This is a genomic window from Lactobacillus sp. W8093 (assembly GCF_016100925.1).
GTDB classification, from domain to species: domain Bacteria; phylum Bacillota; class Bacilli; order Lactobacillales; family Lactobacillaceae; genus Lactobacillus; species Lactobacillus helsingborgensis.
This window is the reverse complement of the sequence record NZ_JACFRL010000011.1, coordinates 28,957-43,353: the sequence shown is the minus strand read 5'-3', so window position 1 is coordinate 43,353 and position 14,397 is coordinate 28,957. Positions and strand designations below refer to the sequence as shown.

Here is a 14,397-nt window from a genome sequence, read left to right as displayed (position 1 = left end):
ATAGCAGATTAAAATACACTGATCACAGAAGGCAGCAATTTGTCCTCTGTTTTTGTTTGATTTGAATATCTGAATGAGAAGAATGCATGAATTAAACTACAGTATGCAAGTGCCGCTTTTTCATTTTTAAACAAAATGATGAACGGAATTAAACAGCAATTACCTCATTTTGGCGATACTCAGTCTACAAAACTAGTTCGGAAACAAAAATATTGGTCTTATTTTGAAAATCTTCATATTAAATAAAAAAACTTTCTACATCTAATTACTGTGTAGAAAGTTTTCTTTTAATCTAAAAATTACTTAGCAATTTTTAACTTTTCCTGCCAGGACTTAGCCTTTTTAAGAGCCTCATTCAAGCTTTCGATATTTTCTTTACCTTGAGTAGATAACCATTTTCTACCTGCTGCTTCACTTTCAGCCGCAAAAGGTTTGATTGCGGGTTTCCAAGTAGCTCGCCCGCAAAGAACACCGTTAAAATCAGCACCAGCTTCTTCAGCCATTTTGATTTCAGCGATAAATTCTTCACTGGTTACGCCAGCAGACAAGAAAATATATGGTAAATCAGTTATTTCAGACTGCTTCTTTAGCAAATCCTTAGCTTCTTCTTGAGTGTAAACAACGTTATTGTCCCCATTAAAGCCGGCAACAAACTTAATGTTGAAAGGAATTTCAACCTTTAAGACAGTTACACCGTATTGGGGTTTGGAAAATTCTTTCATTGTTTTAAGCACTTTATCGGCCTTAACTTTTGCAAACTCCTCGCTTTTAGCATCGGCAATATTTGCGTCATAAGTTAAAACTTCTAAAAAGAATGGTAGTTCATTAGCTAAAGCCTCTGCACCAACTCTTTCAACAAAAGCCTGCTTTTTATCATTAATTTCCTGTCCTTCATCGGGATCATAGTAAACCAAAAACTTAATGGCATCGCCACCTTCATTTTTAATTCTTAATCCAGACTGGTTAGCAATTAGGTCAGGCATTCTGCCCGGTTCTGTCGTATCATAACCAGTTTTTTCATAAGAAAGCAGCAAGCCGCAAGCTTGATCTCTAACTTTGGTTGCCGGTAAGCCATATTCAGGATCAGTCAAAATGGCTGAAGCATAATGAGTCAGTTCACTGGAAACTGCTTTTTTAAAATCAACAATCGTTGTTTCGTCAGCAGGCTTATTAGCAGCATCAGCCAGCATTTTTTTCAAAGAGCCACGTTGATCAATTGCCAAGGCGCTGATGATGCCATCAGCTGTTGACAGTTTTGCCATGTGTTCAGCAACTGCTGCAGAAATTGTTCTCATTATATCTCTCCTTCAATATCATTTTTCTTTTCATCTTTAAAACGACGAGTGAAAAGATTAAAAATGAAATACAAATTTAAAAGTTTATCCTCTTGATTTACCACCAGACACATTAACAGTCTGTCCGGTCATATAACTTGATCTGTCTGAAAGGAAAAAGACAACAAGATTGGCAACTTCAGATAATTTGCCACTCCTACCTAAAGGAATTGTTGAAGTGTTGGCGTAGCCAGCACGTAATTGCTCAACAGTTTCATGTCTAGAATATGCTAACCCTTCTTCATAAGATAGGGTTCTTAGTCCAGTTGCTTCCAGTACACCTGGTGCAACACCGATTACGCGGACGTTGTATTGACCTAATTCTTTTGCCCAAGCTCTGGTAAAACCATTGATTGCTCCCTTGGTTCCAGAATAAATTCCAGCACCTTGTGAGCCTTCCAAGCCTGATTCAGAGGACATATTAACAATTACACCATGTTTTTGTTTTACAAGAATTTTAGCAACTGCAGAAGACATTAAGAAAACACTTTTAACATTAACATCAAACATCTTGTCATAATTGTTTTCATTGATTACATATTTTCCGTCTGGATCTTTCGGATCAACCAGAATACGAGGGATGTTAATACCAGCGTTATTCACTAATCCATCCAACTGACCGAAGTGATCAATTGCTGTTTTAACGACATTTTCTGTATCTTCTTTACTGGTGACATCTGTTTTAACCCATAAATAATTTGGTGCTTCACGTTTGTCATCATTTAAATCAGCATTGACAACCTTAGCTCCATCATCAAGCAGTTCATCTACAATCGCGCTCCCTATTCCTGAAGAGCCACCGGTTACGATAAAGACCTTATTCTTAATATTTAACCAATCATTCTCGTGCAACATTACTAACCTCTTGTTCTATTTTGTTCTAATTTTTTTCTTCGACTGAATCAATCTTGTACAATGATTTCTTTTTGTAGCTGATATAGGTATAAACGAAAGCGCTTACCCAAAGGACAAAAATAATAAGCAACCCAATGCTAAATTCCTTTGAAAGACCCTTAGCCAAAATATAGGTAATAGGATTACCACCTTGGTCTAATGAGCCCACTTTCTTATTTGCTGCTAACAAACCAACAGAGCGACCTAGCTTAACTTGATACTTCCAAGTTTGGTTAGAAATCCAGATCGTCATGGTCATAATAGCAGTACCTGAAATCAATGTTCTAAAAATGTTACCTTTATGAATACCTGCCGCAATAGCAACAAAGAATCCAATAGTAGCCAAATCACCAAATGGTAAAATGCGGTTGCCAGGCATGATCATCGCTAAAAGGAGTGTAATCGGAATTAGCAATAAACTGGTCGCAATTACGTTGGAATCACCTAGTAACAAGGCTGGATCCATACCAATTGTGAAATTAGCGTTTTTAAAGTGCTTATCCATAATTTTTTTGGCAGCGTCTGAAATTGGAATTAAACCTTCCATAATGTATTTCACAACCACTGGCATCAAAACCATGACACTCGCCATTTGAATGGCCAAAGTTAAGGCTTTACCAATTCCTTGTCCTGCTAATAGACCGATTATTAATCCTAAAAAGGCACCTAAAATTGATGGTTGACCAAAAACTCCAAATCTCTTTTCAATAGTTTCAAAAGAAATATCTATTTTATTTAATCCTGGAATGTGGTCAATTAAATCATCAATTGGCTTAGCAAATACTCCCATGATTGCTGAATCGCCATGAGGGATTGAAATACCGTTTAAGCCAAAATAATTATCTGTAACTGGAGTGAAAATATCACCCAGTTTAAAAACAATAGCCGAATGAATTATGATGGCGATAATTGCCAACCAGTAGCTGCCTGTAACAACTTGTACAATACAGCCAGTAAAAGCCATATGCCAAATATTCCAAATGTCGACATTAACAACTTTCGTCATCTTAGTCAGCAACATAATTACATTAACGATAATTGAAACTACAATTGCTATTAATCCTAGTTCTGATGCCCACGCTAAAGGTGATGTTCCTGGCCAGCCAACGTCAACGACGTCTAGGCCTAAGTGAAAGTTCTTAGCCATTGCTTCGGCTGCTTTACCTAAATTATTGGTAAGCAGTTGAATTACCAAGTTTATTCCTGTAAAACCGACACCGATTGAAAGAGCGGCTTTGAGGGATTTACCCACACCTGCGCGGAAAATGACACCAATGATAAAGATCACAATTGGTATCATAACTGAGGCACCTAAGTTAACTATATATTGTAAAACTTGCATTTAAACACCTCATTTTCTTGAGATAACTTCTGGAATTTTATCTTCCAGTTTTTTATATATTTTTCTATCAATCGTATCTGAAATTAAAATATCAATATCTTCTATGCTGGCAACATTTTGGGTATAAATCTGATTAAATTTTGAATGATCAACCCCAACTGCTACTTTCAAGCATTTCTTAACAAAGATTCTTGATAATTTAGACTCATCTATACTAAAGTTTGAAAGTCCTACCTTTGTATCAAAACCGCCACCACTAAAGAAACCAATATTGATGTTTAATGAATCTAAATATTCATGAGCGATTTCGCCTACAAAAGACCCTTCATTTTTCCTAGCTCTCCCCCCTAATACAAAGAGTGCAACATTATCATCTTTATAGAGCTCATTGATGATAGGAAGCGAATTAGTAACAACCGTTAGCTTTTTAAACCTATGAAGTTTCTGAGCTACGAACAAGGACGTGGTACCGAAGTCCAAATAAATCGTATCCCCTTCTTTAATACAATTACAAAATGACTCAGCAATTTCGTTTTTTTCTGCGACCATAAAGTCTAATCTTTTTTCGTAAGGGGTTTCATCTTTTGAAACAATTAAGATAGCACCACCACGGATCAAAGTTACTTTGCCTTGATCTTGTAATACTGATAAATCGCCTCGAATGGTTTCCCTGGAAACATTTAACTTTTTGGATATAAAAGAAATTTTTAGAGTATTTTGTGATTGAAACATATCTAAAATTTTCATTCTACGTTTTGTTGCGTCCAAATTTACACTCCTTTTTTTTCGCTTCGAATTTAATATAAGACTGATTAAGTGCAATTGCAATACTTTTGACAAAAATATTTTGCAAAAAATAAAATATGACAATTTTTTTGTCTAAAAGTATTGCAAATATCTAATGAAAGCGCTATTCTATTTTAAGACTACTTCAGTTTTTATAAAAATATTTAAGCTAATGGAGATGATTATATTGGAAATAATTCATAAAAATCTTGTTTTTCCAAATAAAAAATTTAAAAATGATCATGATGCGTTGTCTTTTCTGGCATTAGAGGTTGAAAATGCCGGTTATGCTCGTTCTACATATAAAGATGCTGTGCTAGCAAGGGAAAAGATCTTTCCTACGGGTTTGCCAACCGGTAAAATTAACGTTGCTATTCCTCACGCAGATTCAGAACATGTAATAACATCTACTTTAGCTGTAATGACATTAAAAGAGCCCGTAGACTTTCATAACATGGGAGAACCAAAAAGCACTTTACCAGTTTCCATTGTTATTATGATGGCAATTGCAGAGCCAAAAGGACAGTTATCAATGTTGCAAAAGATCATGGGCATTGTGCAAGATGCGGAACATCTCAAAGAACTCATGAAATATACTACAGCAGAAGATTTGTTTGCTGATTTAAACCAAATTTTTCAAGAAGTTCACATTTAATATTTAGTCAGAGAAAGGAATAGAATTATGAAAAAGATTTTAGTAGCTTGTGGTTCTGGGATAGCCACTTCAACAGTTGCACGCAACAAATTGGAAGAAGAATTGAAAAAACGGGGGTTTGGTAGTGATAAAGTGAGCTTTTCACAGACTTCAATTCCCCAATTACGTAGTCAAGCAAATGATTATGATTTAATTGTCACTACTGCAAAGTATACTGAAGACGTAGGTACTCCTGTCATCAACGGCTTAGCTTTTCTCACCGGTATTAATATGGATAATACAGTTGATCAAGTTATCAGTGCTTTGCATTTGCAATAACAATACACATTCTTTCTTTAATTAAATAAGTGATTTTACCAATTAGCAAAATCACTTATTTTTATGTTTTTTATTTTAAAAATCTTAATTTAAAAATTTATATTACAATTAAATATAATTGCAAAAAACAAAGGAAGATATATGTTCAAAAAAACACGTTTTACGCTACAGTCAAAAACTATTTTTCTGGTTTTTTTTACCACTATTGTTTTTATTTTAACTGCTGGCACCATCACATCATATCAAGTAGCGCAAAACCAAAAGCAAATCATCAAAGAAGAAATTAATAGTGTGGCTAAAATTGTCGCCAATAATCAGCAGGTACAAACTGCTTTAAGAAAAAGAGTCAAACCGACAAAAGATAACTCGATCCAAAAATATGCTGACCAAGTAAAAAAAGAAACTAAGGTAGACTTTATCGTGGTACTTGACAATAATTACGTTCGTTATTCCCACCCTGCTGAAAATCATATTGGCAAAAGATTTAGTTCGCCTTCTGATGCTCAAAAATCAAGTTCCGGTAAGGTGCATTATTCACACCGTATGGGTGTTTTGGGAACCGGCTACCGTATTTTTCGCCCAATTTTTGCGCAAGAAAAGCAAATCGGAATTGTTTGTGTCGGCTTAACTGACAAATCAATCAGTAAAGTTATTCGAGTTGCTCAAAAATCTGTTGTGATTGGCTCTTTGGTTGCCCTAATAATTGGCATACTGCTGGCGTTATTAATAGCAAGGCACATTAAAAAAACGCTGTTCGACATGGAGCCAAATGAAATTGCATTTAAGCTCACAGAATTATATGCTATTAATGATAGTATTGATGAAGCGCTTATCGTGGTTAATAATCAAAAAATTTTGATTACGGCTAATTACTTGGCCAAGAAATCTTTTCCCTCTCTAATAGTAGGAAAGCCTTTAGATAAAAATTTAAATGATTTATTATTTGCAGATAACCAGCAATTGCCTAAGACAAATGAACTGGTCTTGATCAATGCTAAAGAATATATTGTTTCAGTCAGCCAGCTGGTATACCATAAGCAGATTTTTGGTCAAGTAGCTTTACTGCAGGATCAATCCAAATATCAGAAACTATCCGAGCAGCTTGCCGGCAGTCAGCAATACATTCAGTCACTGCGGGCACAGTCACACGAATTTCTAAATAAATTGCAGGCAATTTACGGGATGATTGAATTAAAACAGTATGATCAAGTTAATTCATTCATCGCGCAAATAAATCAAAATTACCAGCAAGAATTTGGCCAATTGAATAAGCAACTCGAATCTCCTGCACTCGTTGGCTTCTTGACGGGGAAAATGAACCAGGCACAAGAGCAGAGAATCAGCTTGGAAATTACGCCAGACTCCAACTTACCGCAAAAGATTGTTACTGAGCAATTGAATTTGGACCTGATTAAAATACTAGGCAACCTCATTGACAACTCGCTCGCGGCAATTAAAGATAGCGGCAAAATTACCTTAACAATTAATTTTGACAGCGAAAGTTCCGTTTTGATTATTGAAGTTACAGATACCGGCACTGGTATTTCAAGCGAAGTCAAAAAGCATTTGTTTAAACAAAAGTATTCAACTAAGGGTAAAGATCACGGCTATGGACTTATACTGGTGCAGCAAATCATTAAATCTTATAGTGGTCATCTTGTAGTTTCATCTTGTAAGCCTCATGGCAGCAATTTTTATATAGAATTACCTTTGCAGAAAAAAAGCGAAAAGGAATAAAATGTTAACAATTTTAATAGTTGAAGATGACCCAATGGTCAGCTCAATTAACAAACAATATTTAACGAGAATTATTAAGCCGGAAAACTTGACTGTTTATCAAGCTGATACGGCCCAAAAGGCATTGGCAATTACTAAAAAAATCAGTCCTGACCTGATATTGCTTGATGTTTATCTCCCTAAAACTTCCGGTACCGAACTGTTGAAACAATTTATTAAGCACAATCTCCACCCCAATGTCATTATGCTTTCTGCCGCCAAAGACAGCTCAAATATCAATATAGCTTTAAAATATGGTATTTTGGATTACTTACTTAAACCTTTTTCTTTTAAACGTTTTAAAGAGGCAATTGAACATTTTCTAAAATATAACGAATTGTTGCAAAAAGACAACGTAGTATCACAAGGTGAACTAGACCGCATTTTTATCACTCAAGATATTAATAACTCAAATAATGATAATGGTTTGCCTAAAGGACTTTCGGACTTTTCTTTAACCAAAATTGAAACTGCTATTTCAAAACTTGCCGGTGAATTTTCCAATCAAGATGTAGCACGACAATCAAAATTATCACGCATTACTACTAAGAAATACTTAGATTATCTGGAAAAAACCGGCAAACTTTCTGCCAAAGTACACTATTTAAAAATTGGTCGTCCAATTAAAATCTACAAATTGAATAAATAAAAAAACAAGCTACTAATGTAGCTTGTTTTTAATTAGATAAACTTTAGTCAAGTTTGACATCATTATCAGTATGACCTGTTTCCAAAACTTGGTGGAAGTTTTCATAACTGACGTTAATCATGTCTGTTAAAGCTGGACTGGTATATGAACCAATATGAGGGGTTAATAGAACTTTAGGATATAATTCTGTTAATTGTCTAGTCAAATCATTTGTAATGTTACCATTAAAATTATGTCCCAATACTTCTTCTTCATCAGGTAGCACGTCGCTTGCAAAGCCGGCAATTTGACCATCTTTAATTGCCTTAATCACAGCAGGGTAATCTGCCAGTTGTGATCTGGCGGTATTAACCAGAACCGCATTCTTCTTCATTTTACTTAGAAAAGTCGCATCTATTAAATTATCATTTTGTCCTGGGAAATACGGTACGTGAATTGAAACAATGTCTGATTGCGCTAATAATTCGTCTTGACTTACAAACTTAACATATTGCTTGGCAAAGTCACTCGGATAAGGATCATAGCCCAAAACATTGGTCCCCATACCATGATAGAGTTGTGCTTCGGTAGCACCAATTCTACCAGTACCAATGATACCTACTGTACTTGAATGAACTTCCCCTGAAAAAGTAGCTGTCGAAACTGAAAAGTCTCCTTTATTAGTCAAGCTGGTAGCTAAGGCAGTATGTCTAAAGAGCATCATTCCTAAAGTCATAGCTAATTCGGCCACTGCGTATGGTGAATAAGCAGGAACGCGGGCAACTTTCATATCATATTTTTTAGCTGCCTTGAGATCAATATGGTTATAACCTACTGTTCTTGTGAAAACATATTTAATGCCCCACTCGTGGAATTTGGCCAAGTTGGTTTCATCACCCACACAATTGGCTCTGAGTAAAACCGCATCAGCCCCCTTGGCAGTTTCAACATTATCATGGGTTAACATGTCAGATTCAAGTTGTAAATCATAATTATATTTATTTAATTTCTTAAAATAATCTACTTCATTTTTGCGAACGCCGTAGGCTACTATTTTAAACATATAGAATTTCCCTCCTAATTAGTGAAATATACCCATCTGGCTCAGAACACCCAGAAAAGCAATCCATATTGGCATGGCAATAACCGCCATAATTGTTGAAATAAATGATGCATCAGAAGATAGCACCGGCTCACGATCAAAGCTGATAGCATAAGATGATGCAACAGCTGCAGTTGGGGTAGCCATCATGATAATAATTGTTCCTAACGCAATGTAGCTGACAGGTAAAATATTAGTTACAGTTAAAATAACCAAGAGCAGTAAGTTCAAGATTGGCACTAGTATAACCTTGTTAAAGCTGTAGTACCAAGAAGTCTTGTTGGCAGCAGCTTCTTTGAATGAGGTTGAGCCTAACGTTGAACCGATTGATAACCAAGCCAGAGGTGAAGCCAGATTTGCTAAGTATTGCATCGGTTTATATAGCCAAATTGCGGTTTGATCAATACGGTAAAACGCAACGTGAACTATTGGTGCATTGGCATCAATTACGCCGTTAACTGCTTGTTTAACAGCTACTTGCGGTACGTAATTTTGGCACAACCATAAAATCAAACCCAAGAATGTAGCAATTACGACTGGGTTAACAAACATCTTTTTTAAGTTGCTGGCCTTCATCTTTAATCCAGACATCTTTATATACGCATACGAATATAAGAAGATACGGTAACCGATGTTAAAGATGGAGCTGTACATGATACCCTTAGGACCGAAAACAGCCCCTACAATTGGAATACCAAAGAAAGTAGTTGAACCAAATGTAGTTAATACGGCTAAAACATCTCTTTTATCTTGAGGGTATTTAACATAGGACAAAGGGGTCAAGAATATCAAAATGATATAAATTACAATTCCCCAGATTAAAACGTTCATCCCTTGTGATAAAGTTTCATTACTAATCGGTTGCATAAATGAGTTAAAAGCCAAAGCTGGTAATGCAACCGTCAAAACTATCTTGGACAAAATTTTACCGAATTTTTCAGTAAAAATACCGCGTTTACGCAGGTAAAAGCCCAATAGAATAATGAAAATTGTTGATGTTATTGAACTGACAATCGCAACATTTGAAAAAGTTACTTTGATTGCTTGCGCAATATTCATTTTATTTCCTCCTATTAGTTATTCTTTTCACATTAATAATACTACTTATTTGTGAAGTTAGTAACTTTAACAAACTAAAGTAACCTTTTGTAACTTATGTAAATAAAAAAGCCGCAATTTTTTACCTAACGGCTTTTTACATTTTATGTCATACTTTTATCCTTAAATTTTTCTAGTCATGATATTTGCCTTCAGCCCACTTCTTGTTTTCAGCGTCAAAAAAGTGTTCATTATCTTTTTGCTCAGGATTTGGCTGCGCAATCTGATCAATTTTTGCAATTAACTGCTTATTCTTACTGGTAGCGTGATAACTAGTATTTAAAAAAGCATCTACAATATCAAAAATAAAATCGCGTCCCAGTACAATACCGCCAAAACCCAGTACGTTAGCATTTAGTTCACGACGGGCGTATTCAGCCTGAGTAACATCCCCGACCATCGCAGCACGAACTCCTTCGTTTTTGTCAGCAGCCGTTGAAATACCTATGCCGGTACCACACAGCACAATACCGAAGTCAGCACGACCAGAAGCAACATCTTCTGCTACTCTTTTACCATAAATAGGATAATGCGTCCTGGTATTATCGTGGGTACCCTCATCAATTACCTGATAGCCATTTTCTTTTAAGTGATCAGAAATAGCCATTTTTACGGCAGTAACAACGTGATCATTTCCTAAAGCTACAACAGTGTGCTTATCGACCTTAGGATCAACAAATTCTGGTTGCGGTCTATCGTTATCTAACATGAGATCCCCCTTAAATCATTTCTTCAAGCATATTCAGACGTATTTGATGACGGTCACCTGCATACTTAGCATCTAAATAGTGCTGCACAATTGAATAGGCCAACTTTTCTCCGACAATGCCACTGCCAAGAGCAATGGCCTTGGCACCATTGTGCATGGCGGTCATGTGCGCGGTTCTTTCTTCATTTAAGTTTGCCGTGATCATGCCCTTGACCTTATTCGAAGCCATTGCTGACCCAACTCCATACTCGTCGAACATGATAGCCTTTTCTATCCCATTTTCCAAAACTTTACGTGTTACCTTTAGGCTAGATTCGACAAAGTCCACAGCGGGCTCTGGTGTAACGTCTAAAACTTCATAGTCATGTTCTTTTAGGTAATGTTTTACTTTTTCCTTTAGGACAAAACCATCTTTGTCACTGCCAATGACAACTTTCATAATCAAGTCTCCTTTCAAAGTGAGTATTTATTAACATTGATACTATTATTTAAATGTAAAAAGTGCTCTTTAGCAAAAGAAATTTTGCTTCTTTAAAAAAATGCACCCTTTGAGATAAATTTAAATTTATCTCAAAGTGGTGCATTAAAGAATTAGTTTGATAATAGATTGTTATTTTTTGATTGCTTCAGCAATCTTTTGGTACTTGCGTACGATATCATAGTCACTGTCTTTCGCCCTGACATATCCTTCATGATCATAGACATTTTCAATCACTTTTCTGCCGCTTTTCGACTTGCCAATAGCAATAAAGGCCTTGGCTAATTTTTCTCTAAACGCTTTAGACATGCTGGGAACCACTGAAATCGTATCATTAGGGATGGGACGGCTGTAGTAAATTGGGACAACCTGCGATTTAATTTTAGGATTATCCTTGATGACGTTATTGCGCGCATCTTCAAAGACAAAGGCAGCATCGGTATCCTTATTTAAAACGTTGAGTACACCTTGGTCATGACCGGTAACGGTAACTAACTTACAGCTGCGCGGAACATCTAACCCTTTTTGCTTTAATTCAGCTACTGGGAAAATATAGCCCGTTGTCGAAGTAGGACCCTGAATGGAAATTGACTTGCCTTTCAGATCTTTCCAGCTCTTAATACCTGAACCCTTTCTGACCAAAATCTCTGAACGCATTGTATGAACTAACTTTTTAGTCCAAGTACCACTCGGAGCTTTCAGTCCGTAACGTTCTGACTGCAATAAGACGTCGGCTGCGTGTTGTTTATGAGCTTGCACATAGGCGTCGCCTGGTAAGAAACCCACATCTACTTTTTTAGACTTCATCGCTTCTACCACAGCATTATTATCTGTTGAAACTGAAACGTGAACCGGGATTCCGAGCCTTTTAGACAGCATTTTTTCTAGTGGCTTGGCTTTTCCCTCTAGCTTGTTAGCAGAAACACTGGGTACGAACTGTACGTTTAAAGATTTGGGTGTTCCACTATCGCTTTGTTTTTTAGTTGAATTTGAACATCCAGCTAGAAAGGCAGCCCCTAAAACAGCAACTGCACTGACTAAAAATTTTTTAAATTTTGGCATAATTTCCTCCCACATTGGAAATATAGCAATCAAAAAGGCTCAACATATCATAGATGATAATGCTAAGCCCCTTATTGATCTTATTAAAAAACAGCAACAACAATTTAAAGAGATAAGAAAAAAGCAAATTAATCATAAAATCTGATTCAGTAATTTGAATTGATTTATACATATGATAATTTACCTCTCTTTCTTAATCTATTAAAATACTAGCACAATTTTATTAATGATAATAGTTGTTTTGCATTAGGAAATTTAATTGTTTTTATGCATACTAAAACCACTCTCTATAAGAGAGTGGTTCCAGATCATTATTATTAGCTAACTTTAGGCCAGAGTTGCCATAAGCCCGCAATAGAACCAATATCATATTGGTCCGGTGTTAATCCCGTAATTGCAGTAAATTTCCGCTCTACTTCCGGCTGGGACAAATGTGACCAAACTTTGAGATTTTTGTGGTCAGCACTCTTAATCCAATAACCTAATTTCTTTAAAGCTGGGTAATCATTAACATTTAGTACTAGACCACCTTTAAGCGTAATCAAATAAGTAGAGCTCCAAAAAACAGTTTCTCCTTTAAAATATTTATTGGTAGTTGGAAAAAGTTTATTTGTCCATTCATATATTTTTAGCGGCCATTTCATAAAAAATACCTCCTAGCAGTAACAATTGCTTTGTAAATAATATGATTATCATCTTGTTACTGTTATCATAGCACCATTTATTCAACTAGAGGGTAAAAATATAGACAGCTTTATTTTTTATCAAAAAAGCAAGTATTAATAAACTTGCTTTTTGACAAATATTCCTAATTATCGTATTTTTTATCACTGATTATTTTGCCATTACCAATTGATTTGATTTTTTGACTGCCGTCATCGCTATCACCTGTTTGTTTAAAAAGTCCACCAGTATACAACATGACTTGCTTATGTTCAAAATCATCATGCTCAAAAGTGTAAGTAATCTTATAGGTTACGCTACTACAGTTGTTAGGTGCAGGTGTAATCGAAACTACAGAACATTCCATATTATAGTCATTAATGTCATCGTCATTATTAAAGCCAGAGTTTTGAGAATGTAATTCTTGGTAGCCTTTATTTTCTGCACCACCGATAAAGTCATCTTCCTCTGGAGAATTAAAGTCATTTTCTAAAATATCCTCAGCATCATCTTTGCTAATTAGACCTGGCCATTCTGGCTTAATTACATTACTGCTACTGTCATCATCATCTTCAAAACCCATTTCATCATAATCAACGGTTTCGGATTTAATGGTTTTGCCATCAACTTTAGTAACCACATAAATTTTCATATCATCAGTTACCGGATAATCCTTAAATACTTTATTTCCTTTTTTATCAAGATTACCCACATTTTTATCATTAATATAAACTGCAGCTGCAGGAATACTTTTAATCGTAAAATTGACCGTTTTGATATTCATATCAATTTCTTTATTGGAAAAAATATTAGTACTCTTATCAGCCGATAACTGATGACCTGATGCAGTTGATTTTACTTCAATATGGTATTTACCAGGAAATAACGGTGTGACCTTTTTATAATAATCTTCGCCACTGCCATCAACTCCACCAAACTTTTTGTTATTAATATAAATTGTCGAATTAGCATGATTTGTTCTTATTTGCGGTGAATATGTTTTTAACTGTAAGCAATATTTAGGGAATAAGAGTAAATAGCGACCATTTTGGACCAAACTAACATTTTCATATTGATTACCATATTTAAAAGCTTCAGCCATCTTGTCAGCTTCAACATAATGATCAGCATAATATTCCTGAGTGGGTTTTAAAGCCGCTGTGGTTACACTAGCATTTGGATTTTCAGAAACCACATATGGAGCTAAATCAGCATGCGGATTTTTTAGACTCGCTGCAATCTGACTAATCTGATTATTTCTCTGGTAATGATTAGAACCCCAAGCATAAAAAGCAGCAAAAGCCACAACCAAAATTCCTAAACAGATTAACAAAATTTTATTTCTTTTTTTCATCGGCTGATGGACAGTTCTTGTTACAACCTTCTGCTGACTAGCGACTGGTTGAACCGAAGTGTTAGTCTGGTTAGAACGATATTCTTTTCTGCTGGGCCTTGCAGGAGAGAGTTTCTGACCACAATTAGGACAAAATTCGGCATCAGGTTTTACCTGCTTACCACAATTAGGACAAAATTTAGATTCACTCATCTTATT

Annotated in this window: 15 protein-coding genes; 4 read left to right on the top strand and 11 right to left on the bottom strand. The window is 35.6% G+C overall.

Features of this window, described 5'->3' with window-relative positions:
- Positions 1-299: 299 nt before the first annotated feature.
- The 4 genes from H3T47_RS08060 to H3T47_RS08045 form a co-directional block, all read right to left on the bottom strand.
- Positions 300-1,295: a tagatose 1,6-diphosphate aldolase gene (locus tag H3T47_RS08060; protein WP_199283126.1), complete on the bottom strand. Its 996-nt coding sequence runs from the start codon at positions 1,293-1,295 to the stop codon at positions 300-302.
- A gap of 84 nt (positions 1,296-1,379) precedes the next feature.
- Positions 1,380-2,189: an SDR family oxidoreductase gene (locus tag H3T47_RS08055; protein ID WP_046326781.1), complete on the bottom strand. Its 810-nt coding sequence runs from the start codon at positions 2,187-2,189 to the stop codon at positions 1,380-1,382.
- Positions 2,190-2,214: 25 nt separating this feature from the next.
- Positions 2,215-3,570, bottom strand: a complete 1,356-nt coding sequence (locus tag H3T47_RS08050) for a PTS galactitol transporter subunit IIC (protein ID WP_046326780.1) — start codon at positions 3,568-3,570, stop codon at positions 2,215-2,217.
- Between the two features lie 9 nt (positions 3,571-3,579).
- Positions 3,580-4,317, bottom strand: a complete 738-nt coding sequence (locus H3T47_RS08045) for a DeoR/GlpR family DNA-binding transcription regulator (protein WP_199283125.1) — start codon at positions 4,315-4,317, stop codon at positions 3,580-3,582.
- Positions 4,318-4,543: 226 nt separating this feature from the next.
- Between H3T47_RS08045 and H3T47_RS08040 the strand changes: the two genes are divergently transcribed.
- The 4 genes from H3T47_RS08040 (at position 4,544) to H3T47_RS08025 (ending at position 7,754) form a co-directional block, all read left to right on the top strand.
- Positions 4,544-5,011, top strand: a complete 468-nt coding sequence (locus tag H3T47_RS08040; protein ID WP_199283124.1) for a PTS sugar transporter subunit IIA — start codon at positions 4,544-4,546, stop codon at positions 5,009-5,011.
- Positions 5,012-5,038: 27 nt separating this feature from the next.
- Complete coding sequence (locus H3T47_RS08035; RefSeq protein WP_046326777.1) at positions 5,039-5,329, top strand: PTS sugar transporter subunit IIB; 291 nt, start codon at positions 5,039-5,041, stop codon at positions 5,327-5,329.
- A 141-nt stretch (positions 5,330-5,470) separates the two neighbouring features.
- A complete protein-coding gene (locus tag H3T47_RS08030; protein ID WP_199283123.1) occupies positions 5,471-7,066 on the top strand; it encodes a sensor histidine kinase in 1,596 nt (531 codons plus the stop codon).
- Between the two features lies 1 nt (position 7,067).
- A complete protein-coding gene (locus H3T47_RS08025) occupies positions 7,068-7,754 on the top strand; it encodes a response regulator (RefSeq protein WP_046326775.1) in 687 nt (228 codons plus the stop codon).
- Positions 7,755-7,797: 43 nt separating this feature from the next.
- Here the strand turns inward: H3T47_RS08025 and H3T47_RS08020 are convergent, their stop codons facing one another.
- The 7 genes from H3T47_RS08020 to H3T47_RS07990 all read right to left on the bottom strand — a co-directional run bounded on the left by H3T47_RS08020 (position 7,798) and on the right by H3T47_RS07990 (position 14,391).
- Positions 7,798-8,796, bottom strand: coding sequence for an NAD(P)-dependent oxidoreductase (locus tag H3T47_RS08020; RefSeq protein ID WP_109918064.1), 999 nt, complete (start codon positions 8,794-8,796; stop codon positions 7,798-7,800).
- An 18-nt stretch (positions 8,797-8,814) separates the two neighbouring features.
- On the bottom strand, positions 8,815-9,894 hold the full coding sequence (locus H3T47_RS08015) for an AEC family transporter (protein ID WP_109918063.1): 1,080 nt from the start codon (positions 9,892-9,894) through the stop codon (positions 8,815-8,817).
- Between the two features lie 172 nt (positions 9,895-10,066).
- Entirely contained in the window at positions 10,067-10,642 is a 576-nt protein-coding gene (gene lacB, locus H3T47_RS08010; protein WP_199283122.1) for a galactose-6-phosphate isomerase subunit LacB, read from the bottom strand.
- A gap of 10 nt (positions 10,643-10,652) precedes the next feature.
- Positions 10,653-11,081: a galactose-6-phosphate isomerase subunit LacA gene (lacA, locus tag H3T47_RS08005; RefSeq protein ID WP_199283121.1), complete on the bottom strand. Its 429-nt coding sequence runs from the start codon at positions 11,079-11,081 to the stop codon at positions 10,653-10,655.
- Positions 11,082-11,252: 171 nt separating this feature from the next.
- Positions 11,253-12,182, bottom strand: a complete 930-nt coding sequence (locus H3T47_RS08000) for a phosphate/phosphite/phosphonate ABC transporter substrate-binding protein (protein ID WP_199283120.1) — start codon at positions 12,180-12,182, stop codon at positions 11,253-11,255.
- A gap of 317 nt (positions 12,183-12,499) precedes the next feature.
- On the bottom strand, positions 12,500-12,826 hold the full coding sequence (locus H3T47_RS07995; protein WP_199283119.1) for a hypothetical protein: 327 nt from the start codon (positions 12,824-12,826) through the stop codon (positions 12,500-12,502).
- 164 nt (positions 12,827-12,990) lie between these two features.
- Positions 12,991-14,391: a zinc ribbon domain-containing protein gene (locus tag H3T47_RS07990; RefSeq protein ID WP_109918059.1), complete on the bottom strand. Its 1,401-nt coding sequence runs from the start codon at positions 14,389-14,391 to the stop codon at positions 12,991-12,993.
- Positions 14,392-14,397: the final 6 nt, after the last annotated feature.

Coding starts and splice junctions, on each gene's coding strand:
- H3T47_RS08025 (WP_046326775.1), top strand. CDS start 7,068: ATGTTAACAATTTTAATAGTTGAAGATGACCCAATGGTCAGCTCAATT.
- lacA (WP_199283121.1), bottom strand. CDS start 11,081: ATGAAAGTTGTCATTGGCAGTGACAAAGATGGTTTTGTCCTAAAGGAA.
- H3T47_RS08055 (WP_046326781.1), bottom strand. CDS start 2,189: ATGTTGCACGAGAATGATTGGTTAAATATTAAGAATAAGGTCTTTATC.
- H3T47_RS07995 (WP_199283119.1), bottom strand. CDS start 12,826: ATGAAATGGCCGCTAAAAATATATGAATGGACAAATAAACTTTTTCCA.
- H3T47_RS08035 (WP_046326777.1), top strand. CDS start 5,039: ATGAAAAAGATTTTAGTAGCTTGTGGTTCTGGGATAGCCACTTCAACA.
- H3T47_RS08020 (WP_109918064.1), bottom strand. CDS start 8,796: ATGTTTAAAATAGTAGCCTACGGCGTTCGCAAAAATGAAGTAGATTAT.
- lacB (WP_199283122.1), bottom strand. CDS start 10,642: ATGTTAGATAACGATAGACCGCAACCAGAATTTGTTGATCCTAAGGTC.
- H3T47_RS08030 (WP_199283123.1), top strand. CDS start 5,471: ATGTTCAAAAAAACACGTTTTACGCTACAGTCAAAAACTATTTTTCTG.
- H3T47_RS08000 (WP_199283120.1), bottom strand. CDS start 12,182: ATGCCAAAATTTAAAAAATTTTTAGTCAGTGCAGTTGCTGTTTTAGGG.
- H3T47_RS07990 (WP_109918059.1), bottom strand. CDS start 14,391: ATGAGTGAATCTAAATTTTGTCCTAATTGTGGTAAGCAGGTAAAACCT.
- H3T47_RS08015 (WP_109918063.1), bottom strand. CDS start 9,894: ATGAATATTGCGCAAGCAATCAAAGTAACTTTTTCAAATGTTGCGATT.
- H3T47_RS08050 (WP_046326780.1), bottom strand. CDS start 3,570: ATGCAAGTTTTACAATATATAGTTAACTTAGGTGCCTCAGTTATGATA.
- H3T47_RS08045 (WP_199283125.1), bottom strand. CDS start 4,317: ATGAAAATTTTAGATATGTTTCAATCACAAAATACTCTAAAAATTTCT.
- H3T47_RS08060 (WP_199283126.1), bottom strand. CDS start 1,295: ATGAGAACAATTTCTGCAGCAGTTGCTGAACACATGGCAAAACTGTCA.